General features: G+C 73.3%; 16 protein-coding genes. 13 read left to right on the top strand and 3 right to left on the bottom strand.

Annotated features, from left to right (window positions below; genetic code table 11):
- Positions 1–95: 95 nt before the first annotated feature.
- Both ACFYML_RS08305 and ACFYML_RS08310 read left to right on the top strand, forming a co-directional pair.
- Entirely contained in the window at positions 96–869 is a 774-nt protein-coding gene (locus tag ACFYML_RS08305; RefSeq protein WP_387419928.1) for an enoyl-CoA hydratase-related protein, read from the top strand.
- Between the two features lie 112 nt (positions 870–981).
- Complete coding sequence (locus tag ACFYML_RS08310; RefSeq protein ID WP_387419929.1) at positions 982–2,598, top strand: acetolactate synthase; 1,617 nt, start codon at positions 982–984, stop codon at positions 2,596–2,598.
- Positions 2,599–2,678: 80 nt separating this feature from the next.
- On the opposite strand, the gene ACFYML_RS08315 is transcribed toward ACFYML_RS08310, so the two are convergent.
- The 3 genes from ACFYML_RS08315 to ACFYML_RS08325 are packed head-to-tail and all read right to left on the bottom strand — an operon-like array spanning position 2,679 to position 3,797.
- Positions 2,679–3,086 (bottom strand): PLD nuclease N-terminal domain-containing protein, encoded by a 408-nt coding sequence (locus ACFYML_RS08315; protein WP_387419930.1) that lies wholly within the window; start codon positions 3,084–3,086, stop codon positions 2,679–2,681.
- Positions 3,087–3,114: 28 nt separating this feature from the next.
- Positions 3,115–3,414: a DUF202 domain-containing protein gene (locus ACFYML_RS08320; protein ID WP_357433903.1), complete on the bottom strand. Its 300-nt coding sequence runs from the start codon at positions 3,412–3,414 to the stop codon at positions 3,115–3,117.
- Positions 3,411–3,797 (bottom strand): DUF202 domain-containing protein, encoded by a 387-nt coding sequence (locus tag ACFYML_RS08325; RefSeq protein ID WP_357433901.1) that lies wholly within the window; start codon positions 3,795–3,797, stop codon positions 3,411–3,413. Before ACFYML_RS08325 ends, ACFYML_RS08320 begins: the two co-directional genes overlap by 4 nt.
- Positions 3,798–3,838: 41 nt before the next feature.
- Here ACFYML_RS08325 and ACFYML_RS08330 point away from each other — a divergent pair, with 41 nt between their 5' ends.
- The 11 genes from ACFYML_RS08330 to ligA all read left to right on the top strand — a co-directional run bounded on the left by ACFYML_RS08330 (position 3,839) and on the right by ligA (position 16,420).
- Positions 3,839–4,636, top strand: a complete 798-nt coding sequence (locus ACFYML_RS08330) for a GNAT family N-acetyltransferase (RefSeq protein ID WP_387419931.1) — start codon at positions 3,839–3,841, stop codon at positions 4,634–4,636.
- Positions 4,637–4,638: 2 nt separating this feature from the next.
- Positions 4,639–5,043, top strand: a complete 405-nt coding sequence (locus ACFYML_RS08335; RefSeq protein WP_387419932.1) for a hypothetical protein — start codon at positions 4,639–4,641, stop codon at positions 5,041–5,043.
- 389 nt (positions 5,044–5,432) lie between these two features.
- On the top strand, positions 5,433–6,212 hold the full coding sequence (locus ACFYML_RS08340) for an electron transfer flavoprotein subunit beta/FixA family protein (protein ID WP_387419933.1): 780 nt from the start codon (positions 5,433–5,435) through the stop codon (positions 6,210–6,212).
- An 11-nt stretch (positions 6,213–6,223) separates the two neighbouring features.
- The gene (locus ACFYML_RS08345) at positions 6,224–7,183 is read left to right on the top strand and encodes an electron transfer flavoprotein subunit alpha/FixB family protein (protein ID WP_387419934.1); all 960 of its coding nucleotides are present in this window, start codon (positions 6,224–6,226) and stop codon (positions 7,181–7,183) included.
- 188 nt (positions 7,184–7,371) lie between these two features.
- Complete coding sequence (locus ACFYML_RS08350) at positions 7,372–8,547, top strand: cysteine desulfurase family protein (protein WP_387419935.1); 1,176 nt, start codon at positions 7,372–7,374, stop codon at positions 8,545–8,547.
- Between the two features lie 37 nt (positions 8,548–8,584).
- Complete coding sequence (mnmA, locus tag ACFYML_RS08355) at positions 8,585–9,658, top strand: tRNA 2-thiouridine(34) synthase MnmA (RefSeq protein WP_387419936.1); 1,074 nt, start codon at positions 8,585–8,587, stop codon at positions 9,656–9,658.
- A 600-nt stretch (positions 9,659–10,258) separates the two neighbouring features.
- Complete coding sequence (locus tag ACFYML_RS08360; RefSeq protein WP_387419937.1) at positions 10,259–11,263, top strand: methionine synthase; 1,005 nt, start codon at positions 10,259–10,261, stop codon at positions 11,261–11,263.
- Between the two features lie 36 nt (positions 11,264–11,299).
- Entirely contained in the window at positions 11,300–11,668 is a 369-nt protein-coding gene (locus ACFYML_RS08365; RefSeq protein ID WP_387419938.1) for a VOC family protein, read from the top strand.
- A gap of 31 nt (positions 11,669–11,699) precedes the next feature.
- The gene (locus tag ACFYML_RS08370; RefSeq protein WP_387419939.1) at positions 11,700–12,713 is read left to right on the top strand and encodes an ADP-ribosylglycohydrolase family protein; all 1,014 of its coding nucleotides are present in this window, start codon (positions 11,700–11,702) and stop codon (positions 12,711–12,713) included.
- Between the two features lie 126 nt (positions 12,714–12,839).
- A complete protein-coding gene (locus tag ACFYML_RS08375) occupies positions 12,840–14,258 on the top strand; it encodes an RNA-guided endonuclease TnpB family protein (RefSeq protein ID WP_387419940.1) in 1,419 nt (472 codons plus the stop codon).
- Positions 14,259–14,275: 17 nt separating this feature from the next.
- Positions 14,276–16,420 (top strand): NAD-dependent DNA ligase LigA, encoded by a 2,145-nt coding sequence (gene ligA / locus ACFYML_RS08380; RefSeq protein ID WP_387419941.1) that lies wholly within the window; start codon positions 14,276–14,278, stop codon positions 16,418–16,420.
- The last annotated feature ends 19 nt before the right edge of the window (positions 16,421–16,439 follow it).

The following is a 16,439-nucleotide window of genomic DNA, read 5'->3' on the forward strand; positions in this document are numbered from 1 at the left end:
CTTACTCCCGGTGGCAGGGCAGCTACCAGACTACTTGCCCCAACGACCCGGGCCGTAAGGTTGGCACGCGACTTCGACGAGGAAGTGAGGGCAGCGTGGGCGAGTTCGTCAGGCTGGAAGTGAAGGACGGCATCGGCACCATCCGGCTGGAGCGGCCGCCGATGAACGCGCTCAACACCCAGGTGCAGGAGGAGTTGCGCGCCGCCGCCACCGAGGCCACCGCGGACGCCGAGGTCCGCGCCGTCATCGTGTACGGCGGGGAGAAGGTCTTCGCCGCCGGCGCGGACATCAAGGAGATGGCCGACATGTCCTACGTGGACATGGCCGCCCGCGCCGCCGACCTCTCCAGCGCGCTGGGCGCCATCGCCCGGATCCCGAAGCCGGTGGTCGCCGCGATCACCGGGTACGCCCTCGGCGGCGGTTGCGAGCTGGCCCTGGCCTGTGACTGGCGGGTGGTGGCCGAGGACGCGAAGCTCGGCCAGCCGGAGATCAAGCTCGGCATCATCCCGGGCGCCGGCGGCACCCAGCGGCTGGCCCGGCTGGTCGGCCCGGCGCGGGCCAAGGACCTGATCATGACGGGCCGGATGGTCGACGCGCAGGAGGCACTGCGGATTGGCCTGGCCGACCGGGTGGTCCCGGCCGCCGAGGTCTACGACGCCGCCGTCGCCTACGTGAAGCCGTTCCTGACCGGCCCGGTGCAGGCCCTGCGGGCCGCCAAGCTGGCCGTCGACGGTGGCCTGGACATGGACCTCAACTCGGGCCTGGCCTGGGAGAGCCAGCTCTTCGCGGCGCTCTTCGCCACCGACGACCGGCGCGAGGGCATGGCCGCGTTCGTCGAGAAGCGCAAGCCTGACTTCACCGGCCGCTGAGCCGCCTGCCCCGGGTCGGCGGCGCACCTCCGTCGCCGGCCCGAGGCCGGTTCACATTCTGCCTACCGGCCAGTAACGTGTGACTCCGGTCCTGGGACGAAGGGGAGTGGCGATGACGGTCGAGGGGCACGGCGGGGAACTGGCGCTGGCGGCGCTGCGCGCGCACGGCGTACGGGAGATGTTCACCCTCTCCGGCGGGCACGTCTTCCCGCTCTACGACGCCGCGCACCGGACCGGCTTCCCGATCTACGACGTCCGGCACGAGCAGTCCGCCGTCTTCGCCGCCGAGGCGGTGGCGAAGCTCCAGCGCCGCCCCGGCCTGGCCGTGCTCACCGCCGGCCCCGGCGTGACCAACGGTGTCTCCGGGCTGACCAGCGCCTTCTTCAACGCCTCCCCGGTGCTGGTGCTGGGCGGGCGGGCCCCGCAGTTCCGCTGGGGCTCCGGCAGCCTGCAGGAGATGGATCACCTGCCCCTGGTCGCCCCGGTGACCAAGCACGCCGAGACGGTGTTCAGCGCCGACGACATCCCGCGCGCGGTCACCGCCGCCCTCACCGCGGCGCTCACCCCGCACCGCGGCCCGGTGTTTCTCGACTTCCCCCTCGAAGCGGTCTTCTCGGTCGGCGACGCCGACCTGCCAGCCGTCACCCCGGTCGCCCCGCTTGAGGCGGACCTGGACGAGGTCGCCAGGGCCGCCGGCCTGATCGCCGGCGCCGCCCGCCCGGTGATCATCGCTGGTTCCGACGTGTACGCGGGCGACGCGACCGAGGCCCTGCGCGCCGCCGCCGAGTCCCTCCAGGTGCCGGTCTTCACCAACGGCATGGGCCGGGGCGCGCTGCCGCCGGAGCACCCGCTGGCCTTCGCCAAGGCCCGCCGGGTCGCCCTCAAGGGCGCCGACGTGGTCGTGGTCGTCGGCACCCCGCTGGACTTCCGGCTGAGCTTCGGCGACTTCGGCGACGCCCCGGTAGTCCACATCGTGGACGCGCCCAGCCAGCGTGCCGGGCACGTCCAGCCGGCCGTCAGCCCCGCCGGCGACCTGCGGCTCATCCTCACCGCGCTCGCCGAGCACTCCGGCGACCGGGCCGACCACGCCGACTGGATCGCCCAGCTGCGCACCGCGGAGGACGCCGCGAAGGCCCGCGACGCCGAGGAGATGGCCGCCGAGACGGACCCGATCCGCCCGGCCCGGGTCTACGGCGAGCTGCGCAAGGTGCTCGCCGCCGACGCGATCACCATCGGCGACGGCGGCGACTTCGTGTCGTACGCCGGGAAGTACCTGGAGCCGGCGCAGCCCGGCACCTGGCTCGACCCCGGCCCGTACGGCTGCCTCGGCACCGGCATGGGCTACGCCATGGGAGCCCGGGTCAGCCACCCCGACCGGCAGATCTGCGTGCTGATGGGCGACGGCGCCGCCGGCTTCTCGCTGATGGACGTGGAGTCCCTGGTCCGGCAGCAGCTCCCGGTGGTCATCGTGGTCGGCAACAACGGCATCTGGGGGCTGGAGAAGCACCCGATGCGGGCCATGTACGGCTACGACGTGGCCGCCGACCTCCAGCCCGGGCTGCGCTACGACAAGGTGGTCGAGGCGCTCGGTGGCGCGGGCGAGACGGTGGAGAAGGCCGCCGACCTCGGCCCGGCCCTGACCCGCGCCTTCGACGCCGGCGTGCCGTACCTGGTCAACGTGCTGACCGACCCGTCCGACGCGTACCCCCGCTCGTCCAACCTGGCCTGATCCACGGCCGGCGACCGCCGTCGCCGGAGTGACCGGCGACGGCGGTCGGGTTGTCGGGGTGGTCGGACCGCCAGCGGGGCTCAGACCTCCGGCCGGTCCCGGTCGCCCTCCCGGCGGCGCAGGTCCTCCTCGCGCCGGCGCAGGTCGTCCTCCCAGCGCCGGAGGAGTTCCTGGTCGTCGCGGCGGGACCGCTCGGCCAGGGAGGACAGGAACGCCGGGTCGTCGTCCGGCGCCACCGGCCGGCGGCGGTCCTGTTCGGAGAAGCCGTTCCCCATCGGCCAGGGGGTGCGGGGTCGGCGACCGGTGTGCTCCCGCCCGGCGGCGAACCAGGCGACCGAACCGATCAGCGGGAAGAACAGGATGATGAGCACCCAGGCGATGCGGGGCAGCGCCCGGATCTCACCCTCCTCGGCGGAGAGACAGCTGATCAGTGCGCAGACGGCGAGCACGATCTGGGCCAGGAAGAGGAGCCCGTACAGGCGATACATGCCGGACATCATGGACCACTGACGCCGTTCAGCGCAGCCCGGCCACCACCAGCACGACGCCGAGCAGCGCTAGACCGGCAGCGGTCAGCGCGGTCAGCGGGAACGACCAGCGCGGCGGCCGCCATGCCCCGGTGCCGGTGGCCCGCCGCCAGCTCACCGCGAGCGCGCCCAGCCACGCCAGCACGGCGAGCCCGGCCAGCGCAGCGCCCGTGGCGCCGCCGGTTAGCGCCAGCCGGACCAGCAGCACGGTGACCCCGGTGAGGGTCAGCAGGGTACGCCGCCAGGCCAGCCGGGTCCGTTCCGGCTGGAGCCCGGGGTCGCCGGTCATCGGATCGCCCGGGCGAGGACCGCGACCACCAGCAGCAGCGCGCCGACGGCGACGGCGAGGGCCAGGATCGCCGGGAAGCGGGACGCGGGCAGTTCCTCGCCCAGCCGGATCGCCCGCTCGGTACGCGCCCAGTGGTCGACCGCGCGGACCGCGACCGTGCCGCCGAGCAGCAGCAGTGCGATGGCGATCGCCTCGCGCAGGTGGGCCAGGGGTAGCGGGGGCAGGAACTGCGCGGCGGCCAGCCCGCCGGCGATCAGCGCCAGGCCGGTACGCAGCCAGGCCAGGAAGGTCCGCTCGTTGGCCAGCGAGAAGCGGTAGTCCGGCGTGGTGCCGACCGATCGCAGCTCGCGCGGGTCGAACCAGCGCCTGATCGCCTCCCACATGTCGTCGATTATCCGCTTTACCCGGTGCCTAGCCTGGGGGGATGACTGATCTTGACGCGCGCAGCCTGCGCGATGCCTATGACGCACAGATCCGCCCGGAGATCCCGAACCCGCCGCCGCCCGGCGTGACCGTCGAGCGGGACGGCCCGCTGGTCCGCATCGTCGGCCTGGACCATCGCGGGTTCATCACGTACCGGACCCTCGACGGGCTGGCCGGCGCGGAGTTGGACGCGCTGATCGCCCGGCAGGTCGAGTTCTTCCGCGGCCGGGGCGAGGCGGTCGAGTGGAAGCTGAACGGTCACGACGAGCCGGCCGACCTGGGCGACCGGCTGAGCGCTGCCGGCTTCGTGCCGGAGGATCTGGAGACCGTCGTGGTCGGTCCGGTCGCGGCCCTGGCCGCCGCCGTCCCGGTCCTGCCCGAGGGGGTACGCCTGCGTGAGGTGACCGCCCGGGAGGACCTGGAGCGGATCGCCGCGATGGAGGAGGCGGTCTGGAACGACGACCGGAGCCACCTGGTCACCGGGTTGGCGAAGGAGATCGAGGTCGACCCGCAGTCGATCACGGTGGTGGTGGCCGAGGCGGGCGGCGTGGTGGTCAGCGCCGGTTGGGTGCGCTATCTGCACGACACCAGCTTCGCCACGCTCTGGGGCGGCTCGACCCTGGCCGAGTGGCGGGGCAAGGGCATCTACCGGGCGCTGGTGGCGTACCGGGCGCGGCTGGCCGAGCAGCGCGGCAAGACGCTGGTGCAGGTGGACTGCTCGCCGGACAGCCGCCCGATCCTGGAGCGGCTGGGGCTCGTCGCGGTCACCACGACCACTCCGTACGTCTACACTCCGTGATCATGGAACCGTTGACGGAGGACGAGCGGCTGACCCTCAGGACCGGGGCCTTCGGCGCGGTCTTCCTGGTCTCCAACGCCGAGCCGGGAATGCTGTCCCTGGTGCGGGAGAGCTTCGCGGCGTCCGGGGCGCTCGGCGGCGCCAGCGGGGTGGTGAAGGAGGCGCTCACCACGGGCCGGCTGCCGCAACTGCCCCGGGACTCCGCGCTGGAGATCGAGGCGACGGTGCTGCCCGCGTTGCGCCGCGCGGTGGAGATCCTGCGGGCGAAGTCGCCGGCGGACGTCGAGGCGTACCGGTCGGTGGTGCTGGCCGCGGCGGAGCAGGTGGCGCAGGCCCACCGGGGGAAGTCGACCAGTGAGGCGGCGGTGATCGACAAGATCAGGGGTGCGCTGGCCGGGCCCGCCTGACCGGCTCGACGGACCAGAGCGCGCGGACGCTGGCCCGGACACAGCGGTCGCGGACGCGGCCGCAGGCGCACCGGTAGGTGTCCGGGATCATCCGGCGGCAGGGCCGGCGGGAGGTGCGCACGCCTCCCGCCGGGTCGCGCCGGCCCGGTGAAACGCTGGTTTCGGACATATGCCTCACCTCCCGGTTTGTGAGCCTACCCGGCACGCTGGCGCTCGGTGACCTGTGTCACTCTGAGCACCCGGAGAGGCGATGCTACTTGTGGGTAACATAGGTCCCGTGGGCAACCGCACAGCAGCCCGTAGTTGACCGATCGTTAAGTCACGCGGGAGGCTGCGCCCGTGACCGGGCGAGTGATCGCTACACCAAACAGGAGGGTCGTCGAAGCGCGATGAACATCGTCGTACTCGTCAAGCAGGTGCCCGATTCGGGCGCGGACCGCAACCTGCGTTCTGACGACAACACCGTCGACCGCGGTTCGGCGAACAACGTCATCAACGAGATGGACGAGTACGCCATCGAGGAGGCGTTGAAGATCAAGGAGGCGCACGGCGGCGAGGTCACCATCCTGACCATGGGCCCGGACCGGGCGACCGAGTCGATCCGCAAGGCGCTCTCCATGGGCCCGGACAAGGCCGTGCACGTGGTGGACGACGCCCTGCACGGGTCCTGCGCCGTGGCCACCTCCAAGGTGCTCGCCGCCGCCCTCGGTCAGCTGGGCGCGGACCTGGTGATCTGCGGCGCCGAGTCGACCGACGGCCGGGTCCAGGTCCTCCCGCACATGATCGCCGAGCGGCTGGGGGTCGCCGCCCTGACCGGCGCGCGCAAGCTCACCGTCGACGGCGCCACCCTGACCGTCGAGCGGCAGACCGAGGAGGGCTACGAGGTGGTCACCGCCGCCACCCCGGCCGTCGTCTCCGTCTGGGACACCATCAACGAGCCGCGCTACCCCTCCTTCAAGGGCATCATGGCCGCCAAGAAGAAGCCGGTGCAGACGCTCTCCCTGGCTGACCTCGGCGTCGCCCCCGCCGAGGTGGGCTTCGACGGCGCGACCAGCGCCGTGCTCGAGCACACCAAGCGCCCGCCGCGCTCCGGCGGCGAGAAGATCACCGACGAGGGCGAGGGCGGCGTGAAGCTGGTCGAGTTCCTCGCCACCGAGAAGTTCGTGTGAGAGGTCTGGACATGTCTGAGGTTCTCGTCGTCGTCGAAGCCACCCGGGAGTTCGGCGTCAAGAAGGTCACCCTGGAGATGCTCACCCTCGCCCGCGAGCTGGGCACCCCGAGCGCGGTCGTGCTCGGTGGCGCCGGTGCCGCCGAGGCGCTGAGCGCCAAGCTGGGCGAGTACGGCGCGGAGAAGATCTACGCCGCCGAGGGCGCGGAGATCGACGGCTACCTGGTGGCCCCGAAGGCCACCGTGGTGGCCGAGCTGGTCAAGCGGGTGCAGCCGGCCGCCGTGCTGCTCGCCTCGTCGCAGGAGGGCAAGGAGATCGCCGCCCGCCTGGCGGTCAAGCTGGACAACGGCATCCTGACCGACGTGCTCGCCCTCGCCGCCGACGGCACCGCGACCCAGGTCGCGTTCGCCGGCTCCACCATCGTCAAGTCCAAGGTCACCAAGGGGCTGCCGCTGGTCACCGTCCGGCCGAACTCGCTCACCCCGGCCCCGGCCCCGGCCAGCCCGGCGGTGGAGCAGCTCACCGTGTCGGTCACCGACGCCGACAAGCTCGCCAAGGTCGTGGAGCGGGTCGCCGAGCAGAAGGGCTCCCGCCCGGAGCTCACCGAGGCCTCGGTCGTCGTCTCCGGCGGTCGCGGTGTCGGCAACGCGGACAACTTCAAGCTGGTCGAGGAGCTGGCCGACCTGCTCGGCGGCGCCGTCGGCGCGTCCCGCGCGGCGGTCGACTCCGGCTTCTACCCGCACCAGTTCCAGGTGGGCCAGACCGGCAAGACCGTCTCCCCGCAGCTCTACATCGCGCTGGGCATCTCCGGCGCGATCCAGCACCGGGCCGGCATGCAGACCTCGAAGACCATCGTCGCGGTGAACAAGGACGGCGAGGCGCCGATCTTCGAGCTGGCCGACTTCGGCGTGGTCGGCGACCTGTTCAAGGTCGTCCCGCAGGCCGCGGCGGAGATCCGCAAGCGGAAGTGACCGAAAGGAGCTGATCGGCGGGCCGGGGAGCTGAGCCGGCCCGCCGATCAGCCCGTCAGGGATGCCCTCGGCGAGTTGTCGGCCACGTGGGCCCGTTCAGCGTACCGACTGGGAACATCCGGCGTGGCCCGGGATCGACGGCGGTCCGGCATCCGGCGGCAGGGCGCAGGGCCGTTAGGCTGAGCGGGATGGCATACCTGGATCACGCGGCGACGACCCCGATGCTCGACGAGGCACTCGAGGCGTACGTCGCCACGGCCCGCGAGGTGGGCAACGCGTCGTCGCTGCACGCGGCGGGCCGGCGCGCCCGGCGGCGGGTGGAGGAGTCCCGCGAGCGGGTGGCCGCCGTCCTCGGTGCCCGTCCCTCCGAGGTGATCTTCACCGGGGGTGGCACCGAGAGCGACAACCTCGCGGTGAAGGGTATCTTCTGGGCCCGCCGCACCGCCGATGCCGAGCGGACCCGGGTGGTCTCCAGCGCCGTCGAGCACCACGCCGTGCTGGACGCGGTGGACTGGCTCGCCGGGCACGAGGGCGCCGAGGTCGGCTGGCTGCCGGTCGACGCCGCCGGCCGGATCGACCCGGAGCGGCTCCGCGTCGAGCTGGCCGCGCACGGCGAGCGGGTGGCCCTGGTCACCACCATGTGGGCCAACAACGAGGTGGGCACGGTGCAGCCGGTCGTCGAGCTGGCCGCGGTCGCCGCCGAGCACGGGGTGCCGTTCCACACCGACGCGATCCAGGCGGTCGGGCAGGTGCCGGTCGACTTCGCCGCGAGCGGAGTGTCCGCCCTCACCGTCACCGGGCACAAGCTCGGCGGCCCGACCGGGGTCGGTGCCCTGCTGCTGGCCCGGGACGTCGCCGCCACCCCGGTGCTGCACGGCGGCGGCCAGGAGCGCGACGTCCGCTCCGGCACCCTCGACACCGCCGGCATCGTGGCCTTCGCGGTCGCCGTCGAGGCCGCCGTGAAGCGCCAGCAGGAGTACGCGGCCCGGGTCGCCGCCCTTCGCGACGAGCTGGTGGAACGGGTCCGGCAGGCCGTCCCCGAGGTGATCTTCAACGGCGACCCGGTCGAGCGGCTCCCCGGCAACGCGCACTTCTCCTTCCCCGGCTGCGAGGGGGACGCGCTGCTGCTCCTCCTCGACGCCCAGGGCATCGCCTGCTCGACCGGCTCGGCCTGCTCGGCCGGGGTGGCCCAGCCCTCGCACGTGCTGCTGGCCATGGGCGCCGACGACGACCGGGCCCGTTCGTCGCTGCGGTTCACCCTCGGCCACACCAGCACCCGGGCGGAGGTCGACGCGCTGATCGCCGCGCTGCCGGCCGCCGTGGAGCGGGCCCGCCGCGCGGCCGCTCTCCGCACTCCCCGCTGACCCGGATACCCTCGGTGAGGACGAGGGGAGTGAGCCGGTGAGGGTTCTGGCGGCGATGTCGGGCGGGGTGGACTCCGCCGTGGCGGCGGCGCGCGCGGTGGAGGCCGGGCACGACGTGACCGGGGTGCACCTGGCGCTGGCCCGCAACCCGCAGACCTACCGCACCGGCGCCCGGGGCTGCTGCACCCTCGAGGACTCCCGGGACGCCCGTCGGGCCGCCGACGTGCTCAGCATCCCGTTCTACGTCTGGGACCTGGCCGACCGCTTCCACGAGGACGTGGTGGACGACTTCGTCGCCGAGTACGCGGCCGGCCGTACCCCGAACCCGTGCCTGCGCTGCAACGAGAAGATCAAGTTCGCCGCGGTGCTGGACCGGGCGGTGGCGCTCGGCTTCGACGCGGTGGTGACCGGCCACCACGCCCGGCTCGGCCCGGACGGTCTGCTGCGGCGCAGCGTCGACCTGGCCAAGGACCAGTCGTACGTCCTCGCGGTGCTGACCCGCGCGCAGCTCGACCGGTCGATCTTCCCGCTCGGCGACTCCACCAAGGCCGAGGTACGCGCGGAGGCCGCCCGGCGTGGCCTCGCGGTGGCCGACAAGCCGGACTCGCACGACATCTGCTTCATCGCCGACGGCGACACCCGAGGCTTCCTGGCCGAGCGGCTCGGCGAGGCCCCCGGCGCGGTGGTCGACGCGCTCACCGGCGCGGTGGTGGGCAGCCACACCGGCGCCTACCAGTACACCGTCGGGCAGCGGCGCGGCCTGCACCTGGACCGGCCCGCCCCGGACGGCCGCCCCCGCTACGTGCTCTCCATCACCCCGAAGACCAACACTGTGACGGTCGGCCCGGCCGAGGCGCTGGAGGTCTCCCAGGTGCGGGCCACCCGCCCGGTGTGGACCGGTGGCGAGCGGCCCGCCGGCCCGGTCGAGTGCGAGGTGCAGTTGCGGGCGCACGGCGACGTGGTGCCGGCGACCGTGTCGCTGGACGCCGACGGGCTGCACGCCGAGCTGCGGCGCCCGGTACGCGGGGTCGCCGCCGGGCAGGCCGTGGTGGCATACCGGCCGGACCCGGCCGGGGACGTGGTGCTCGGCTCCGCCACCATCACCGGCTGAGCCTCCCGCTCCCGCTCGAGCTCTCGCGGTCGGTGCGCGTTTCGGCATTCCGCGATGGGAACTGGGCGTCCGGCGTGGTCGGTCGGCGGTGCCCATAGCGCTGGCCCTGGTCTTCTCGGTGCCGCCGGCCGTCGCGCCCCGAAGCCCTCCTCGCACCGGCGACTGTGCCTGCGCGTCCTTTCGAGCTGATGTCGTAAACGATTCAACCTGCCGCTGCCGCTGCCGCTGCCGCTGCCGCTGTCGCTGCCGCTGCCGCTGGCGGGTGCGGGTGCGGGTGCCGGCGGGTGTGGGTGCGGCTGTCAGGGCCGGGGCCTGGTCGGGGCCGGGCGGCGGTGGCGCTGAGTCGTTCGTGATGTCAGCTCGAAAGCGGCTGCGGGACTAGGCATGTCTCCCGGATCTTCGCCGGCCTGCGACGGGCCCAGACGGCGCCCGGCGGCGTTGTCGGATCGCCGCCTTGGCCTCGTCTCGGCTCGACGAGATCCGGGAGACACGCCCTAATTCGGGCTGCGTGCCGGCCACGTCGACACCGCTGGCGTGCCGTTCTTCGCCCGGGGCGGCGTCCCCGCCGGAAGCGGGCCGGGCAGCGGATAGTCTGCGGCGGTGAGTGATCAGCCCTGGCCCTGGCCCGCCGGGGCGGCGACCGGCATCGGTTCGCTGCCCGGCATCGACATCGCCGAGGCGCAGCGCATCGTGCTCGGCGAGCTGCCCGCCCTGCCGCACCTGCCGGAGCTGCCCGCCCGGGGTCCCGGTGCCGACCTGATCGGCCGGACCGGCGGGTTGCTCGTCGAGCTGCCGGTCGAGCTGTTCGCGGCCCGCTGGCGGGTCGCGCCGCGCCCCGGCAAGGACCTGCGTCGCGCCCGCGATCTGATGGAGCGCGACCTCGACCAGCTCGCCGAGCAGGCCGAGGAGTACGCCGGCCCGGTCAAGGTCCAGGCGGCCGGCCCGTTCACCCTGGCCGCGTCGGTGGAGCTGCCGATCGGCGGCCGGATGATCCGCGACCCGGGCGCGGTGCGGGACCTCGCCGGCTCGCTCGCCGAGGGGCTGCGCGGGGACGTCGAGGCGGTGGCCCGCCGGCTGCCCCGGGCGTCGGTGCTACTCCAGCTCGACGAGCCGTCCCTGCCGGCGGTACTGGCCGGCCGGGTGCCCACCGAGAGCGGCTTCGGCACCTACCCCGCCGTGGAACCGGAGGTCGCCAGGGCGCTGCTGCGCGACGTGATCGAGGCGACCGGGGTGCCGACCCTGGTGCACTGCTGCGCGCCCGACGTGCCGCTGGAGCTGATCCGGACCGCCGGGGCCACCGGCGTCGCTCTCGACCTCGGACTGGTCACCGACCTGGACCCGCTCGGCGAGGCGATCGACGCCGGGCTCGGGCTGCTGGCCGGCGCCGCGCCCGCGCTGCCGCCGCCCGGCGGTCGCGCCCCCACCTCGGCCCAGGTCGCCGACCGGGTACGCCGGGTCTGGGACCAACTCGGCTTCCCCCGCCGCCGGCTCGCCGAGCAGGTGGTGGTCACCCCCGCCTGCGGCCTGGCCGGGGCCACCCCGGCGTACGCCCGGGCGGTCCTCGCGGCGTGCCGGGACGCCGGCCGACGGCTGGCCGAGGACTGAGGTTTCCTGTCGTACCTACCGGGCAGGATGACCGGCATGATTGGACAGCTGCGTTCCGTGGTGATCGACTGCCCCGATCCGCGCGCGCTGGCCAGCTTCTACGCGGAGCTGCTCGGCCTCCCGCTGATCGAGGACAACTCCGACGGCGACGAATGGGTGGTGCTCGGCGGTCCGCCGGGGCACCAGCCGCGGATCGCCTTCCAGCAGGCGCCGGGCCTGCGCGCGCCGGACTGGCCCGACCCGGACCGGCCGCAGCAGTTCCACCTCGACGTGACGGTGGACGACATCGAGACCGCGGAGAAGGCGGCGCTGGCCCTGGGCGCGCGGCGGCTGCCCGGCGAGGGCGAGGGCTTCCGGGTCTACGCCGACCCGGCCGGGCATCCGTTCTGCCTCTGCTGGGACTGACCACGAGCGGCGCGGCTTGCGGCGGCGGTGCATGATCGCCACCGTGATCGACTCTTCGCCGCGCCGCGCCTCCGGTTCGCTGTTCGGTCTCGCCTACGGCGACGCCCTGGGCCGGCCCACCGAGTTCCTGACCGTCGCCGAGATCGTCCGCCGCTACGGCCCGGCCGGCCCGCGGGAGCTGGCCGGTGACCCGGCGCTGGTCACCGACGACACCCAGATGGCGCTCGCGGTGGCCTGGGCGCTGCACGACGCGCCCGCGTACACGCCGGAGGTGGTGGAGCCGCTGCTGCGGCAGCGGTTCCTCGCCTGGGCGGTCAGCCCGGACAACAACCGCGCGCCGGGGATGACCTGCCTGCGGGCCTGCGCCGAGCTGGAGCGGGGCGTCCGCTGGCAGCAGGCGACGGTAGCCGGCTCGAAGGGCTGCGGGGCGAACATGCGGGTCACCCCGGTCGGGCTGCTCGACGTCGACCTCGATATGCTCGCCGGGCTGGCCCAGCTCCAGGCCGGCCTGACCCACGGGCACCCGACCGGCCTGGCGGCCAGCGAGCTGACCGCGTACGCGGTCCGGCTGCTGCGCGACGGCGCCGCGCTCACCGACCTGCCCGACCTGCTCGCCGCCCGGGCCCGGGAGCAGCGGACGGTCTACCGCGCCGACTGGCTCGGCGACCTGTGGCAGCGCCCCGGCGAGGCGACACCGGAGGAGTTCATCGCCCGGGGGTGGGACGAGTGCCTGCGGGTGCTCGGCCGGCTCGACACGGCGCTGGCCCGCCCGGACGACGGCGGCGACCCGTGCCGGCTCACCGGGGAGGGCTGGATCGCCGAGGAGGCCCTGGCGACGGCGCTGCTCTGCGCGCTGCGGCACGCCGACGACCCGGTCGGCGCGCTGGCCCGGGCGGCCACCACCGCCGGCGACTCCGACTCCATCGCCGCGCTCGCCGGCGCCTTCCTCGGCGCCGCCCATGGCATGTCCGCGTGGCCCGCCGACTGGTCCACCCGCATCGAGTACGCCGACCAGCTCACCACCCTCGCCACCCCCCATGACTGAGCACCCGGCCCGCGCCCATGCCCAGCTCAGGGCGGGTGGCGGGACGATTGTCGGACCCGCCCGCTACTGTGCGGGGAGTAGCACGAAGGAGCTCAAGGTGGCGCACCTGACCGTGGGGAGTGGCCGGTGAAGGTCACCCGGATCGCCTACTCGGCGCACCTGAATCCGGGCAAGATTGCGGCGTTGGCGGAGCAGGCGCGCCGGTTGGGTCGGGTGCGTAGTGAGGTGTGGCAGCGCTACGGCTCGGTCGCCGGGGTCGGTTCTGGGCTGACGGATCGGCAGGTGCGGGACCGCTGGCTGGCTGACGGTACCTACCCGCGGTTCGGTCTGTTGGCGAACGCGTGGAAGGAAACGGTCCGCGACGCCATAGCCGACATCGCCGCGAACCTGGAGGCGGCGAAGGTCGAGGTCCGGCGGGCGATCATCCGGCGCACCAGCGATCCGGCAGAGCGTAAGCGGATGTTCGCCGTGTTGAAGGCGGACCAGTGGGCTGGGGATCCGTTCCTGGCTCGGCAGATGCGTAAGCATTGGAAGCGGGGCCGCAACCGGACGCACGATCAGATCGTGGTGCGCGCCGACAAGTACAACACCGCCGTCGATGGGCGGGGTCGGTTGTGGCTGTCAGTCCCGGGCCTGCAACGCCGCCAGCTGGTCAAGATCCCGCTGTCCACGACCGTGGCCCCGGCGGGTACGCTGCGGCTGATCCTGCGCGGCGGCCGGGTGGAGGTGCATTACCAGGTCGACGCGGCGGGAATGCGGTCGTCGCAGCGGCCCTGCGGTGACCAGACGTTGGGTGTGGACAAGGGCTACACCGAGGCGCTGACCGACTCCGACGGCCAGCCCCACGGTGAACAGCTCGGCGAACTGCTGACCGCCGAGTCGGATCGGTTGAAGGAACGTAACCGGCGTCGGGCGAAGCTGCGCTCGATAGCCAACACCGCCGCTGCGCGCGGTGACCACGCCAAGGCGCAGCGGATCAAGGTCAACAACCTCGGGACGGTGAAGCGGGATCGGCAGGCGGCCCGGCATCGGGCGCGGGTGCGTACGGAGATCTTCACCGCCGTGCACGAGGTTGTCGACAAGGCCGCCACCGTGATCGCCGAAGACCTCACCAAACGCTTCACCGGACGAGAGAAGCTTCCCAAGAACATCAACCGGCGTCTCGCCGCGTGGACAAAAGGAGTCACCGCGGAGGCCCTGAAGAGCGTGTCGGAGCGCAGAGGTTCTGCGCACGTTCCCGTCAACGCCGCCTACACCTCACAAACCTGCCACCGCTGCGGCCGGTTCGGCCGGCGCAGCGGGGACAGGTTTCACTGCACCCGGTGCGGGGTGGTGTGGCAGGCCGACGTGAACGCCGCGATCAACATCCTGCAAAGAGCAGGCGACCCCGACATCGCCCTGCACACCCCACACCAGCGGGTGAAGCAGATCCTGCAGGACCGGACCGATCGCCACCGGACCAGACTGCCGGTCCAGGACTCCAGCCCGGCACCAGCCGAGCGGAGAGCGAAACATCCGAACAGCTCAACAACGAGCAACAAGTAGGAAGCAGGTCGACGAGGGTGTCCGAAAGGTCCGAGGACGCGGTTCCCCAGACGGTCAGCCCCGCCCAGGAGGCGGCGGCGGGCGCCGAGCCGACCCCGGAGGCCCGGGAGCGGCACGCCACGCTGAGCCAGGAGCTCACCGAGCACCAGTACCGCTACTACGTGCTCGACGCGCCGACCATCCCGGACGCGGACTTCGACAAGCTGCTGCGCGAGCTCGAGGCGCTGGAGGAGGAGTACCCGGCGCTGCGCACCCCCGACTCGCCGACCCAGCGGGTCGGCGGGACCTTCTCCACCGACTTCACCCCGGTCACCCACGCCCAGCGGATGCTCTCGCTGGACAACGCCTTCGCCGACGAGGAGTTGGCCGCCTGGGCCGAGCGGGTCGAGCGGGACGCCGGCGGCCCGGCGCCCTACCTCTGTGAGCTCAAGGTCGACGGGCTGGCCATCAACCTGACCTACGAGAAGGGCCGACTGGTCCGGGCCGCCACCCGGGGCGACGGCCGCACCGGCGAGGACGTCACCGCCAACGTGCGCAGCATCCGGGACGTGCCGGCCCGGCTGACCCCGTCCGACGACTTCCCGGACGTGCCCGACCTCCTGGAGGTGCGCGGCGAGATCTACTTCCCGGTCGCCGCGTTCGCCGACCTCAACGCCGGCCTGGTCGAGCAGGGCAAGGCGCCGTTCGCCAACCCGCGCAACGCCGCCGCGGGCAGTCTGCGCCAGAAGGACCCCCGGATCACCGCCTCCCGCCCGCTGCGCCTGGTGGTGCACGGCATCGGCGCCCGGGACGGCTTCCAGCCGACGGCGCAGTCCGAGTCGTACGCGGCGCTCAAGGCATGGGGGCTGCCCACCAGCGACCGCTGGCGGGTGGTGCCCGACCTCGCCGGAGTGGCCGAGTACATCGCCTATTACGCCGAGCACCGGCACGACGTCGAGCACGAGATCGACGGCGTGGTGGTCAAGGTCGACCCGGTCTCCATCCAGGGGCGGCTCGGCTCGACCAGCCGCGCGCCACGCTGGGCGATCGCCTTCAAGTATCCGCCGGAGGAGGTCAACACCAAGCTGCTCGACATCGACGTCGAGGTCGGGCGGACCGGCCGGGTGACGCCCCGGGCCGTCCTCCAGCCGGTCAAGGTGGCCGGCTCCACCGTCGCGTACGCCACCCTGCACAACGCACGCGAGGTCGAGCGCAAGGGCGTGCTGATCGGCGACACCGTGGTGCTGCGCAAGGCCGGCGATGTCATCCCCGAGGTGCTCGGCCCGGTGGTCGACCTGCGCCCCGCCGACGCCCACCCGTTCGTCATGCCGACCATCTGCCCGTCCTGCGGCACGCCGCTCGCGCCGGCCAAGGAGGGCGACGTCGACATCCGCTGCCCCAACTCGCGCAGCTGCCCGGCGCAGCTGCGCGAGCGGGTCTTCCACCTGGCCGGCCGGGGCGGCTTCGACATCGAGGTGCTCGGCTACAAGGGCGCCGCCGCGTTGCTCGACGCCGGGATCATCCAGGACGAGGGCGACCTGTTCCACCTCGACGCCGAGCAACTCGCCCGCTCGCCGTTCTTCGTCAACAAGGACGGCAGTCTGGGCAGCAACGCCACCAAGCTGCTGGAGAACCTGGCCGTGGCCAAGGAGCGGGAGCTGTGGCGGGTGCTCGTGGCGCTTTCCATCCGGCACGTCGGCCCGACCGCGGCGCAGGCCCTCGCGCGGCACTTCCGGTCCGTCCCGGCGATCGAGGCGGCCAGCGAGGAGGAGCTGTCCTCGGTGGACGGGGTCGGCCCGACCATCGCCGCCAGCATCAAGGAGTGGTTCGCCGTCGACTGGCACCGCGAGGTGGTGCGCAAGTGGGCCGAGGCCCGCGTGCGGATGGCCGAGGAGGCCGGCGAGGAGGGGCCGCGCCCGCTCGAAGGGGTGACCGTGGTGGTGACCGGCACTCTGGCCGGGTTCAGCCGCGACCAGGCGTCCGAGGCGATCCAGAGCCGGGGCGGCAAGGTCACCGGCTCGGTCTCCAAGAAGACCGGCTTCGTCGTGGTGGGGGAGAACCCGGGGTCAAAGGCCGACAAGGCGGCCAGCCTCAAGCTGCCGGTCCTCGACGAGGAGGGGTTCCGGGTGCTGCTGGAGTCCGGCCCGGACGCGGCCCGGGCGGTGGCCCGCGTCGAGGAGTGAGGGCGGGCTCGAAGTGGAT

Origin of the sequence: Micromonospora sp. NPDC007230 (assembly GCF_042869115.1) — a bacterium.
Taxonomy (GTDB): domain Bacteria; phylum Actinomycetota; class Actinomycetes; order Mycobacteriales; family Micromonosporaceae; genus Micromonospora.

Coding starts and splice junctions, on each gene's coding strand:
- ACFYML_RS08315 (WP_387419930.1), bottom strand. CDS start 3,086: ATGTATCGCCTGTACGGGCTCCTCTTCCTGGCCCAGATCGTGCTCGCC.
- ACFYML_RS08325 (WP_357433901.1), bottom strand. CDS start 3,797: ATGTGGGAGGCGATCAGGCGCTGGTTCGACCCGCGCGAGCTGCGATCG.
- ACFYML_RS08365 (WP_387419938.1), top strand. CDS start 11,300: ATGATTGGACAGCTGCGTTCCGTGGTGATCGACTGCCCCGATCCGCGC.
- ACFYML_RS08335 (WP_387419932.1), top strand. CDS start 4,639: ATGGAACCGTTGACGGAGGACGAGCGGCTGACCCTCAGGACCGGGGCC.
- ACFYML_RS08350 (WP_387419935.1), top strand. CDS start 7,372: ATGGCATACCTGGATCACGCGGCGACGACCCCGATGCTCGACGAGGCA.
- ACFYML_RS08330 (WP_387419931.1), top strand. CDS start 3,839: ATGACTGATCTTGACGCGCGCAGCCTGCGCGATGCCTATGACGCACAG.
- ACFYML_RS08345 (WP_387419934.1), top strand. CDS start 6,224: ATGTCTGAGGTTCTCGTCGTCGTCGAAGCCACCCGGGAGTTCGGCGTC.
- ACFYML_RS08310 (WP_387419929.1), top strand. CDS start 982: ATGACGGTCGAGGGGCACGGCGGGGAACTGGCGCTGGCGGCGCTGCGC.
- ACFYML_RS08370 (WP_387419939.1), top strand. CDS start 11,700: ATGATCGCCACCGTGATCGACTCTTCGCCGCGCCGCGCCTCCGGTTCG.
- ACFYML_RS08320 (WP_357433903.1), bottom strand. CDS start 3,414: ATGACCGGCGACCCCGGGCTCCAGCCGGAACGGACCCGGCTGGCCTGG.
- ACFYML_RS08340 (WP_387419933.1), top strand. CDS start 5,433: ATGAACATCGTCGTACTCGTCAAGCAGGTGCCCGATTCGGGCGCGGAC.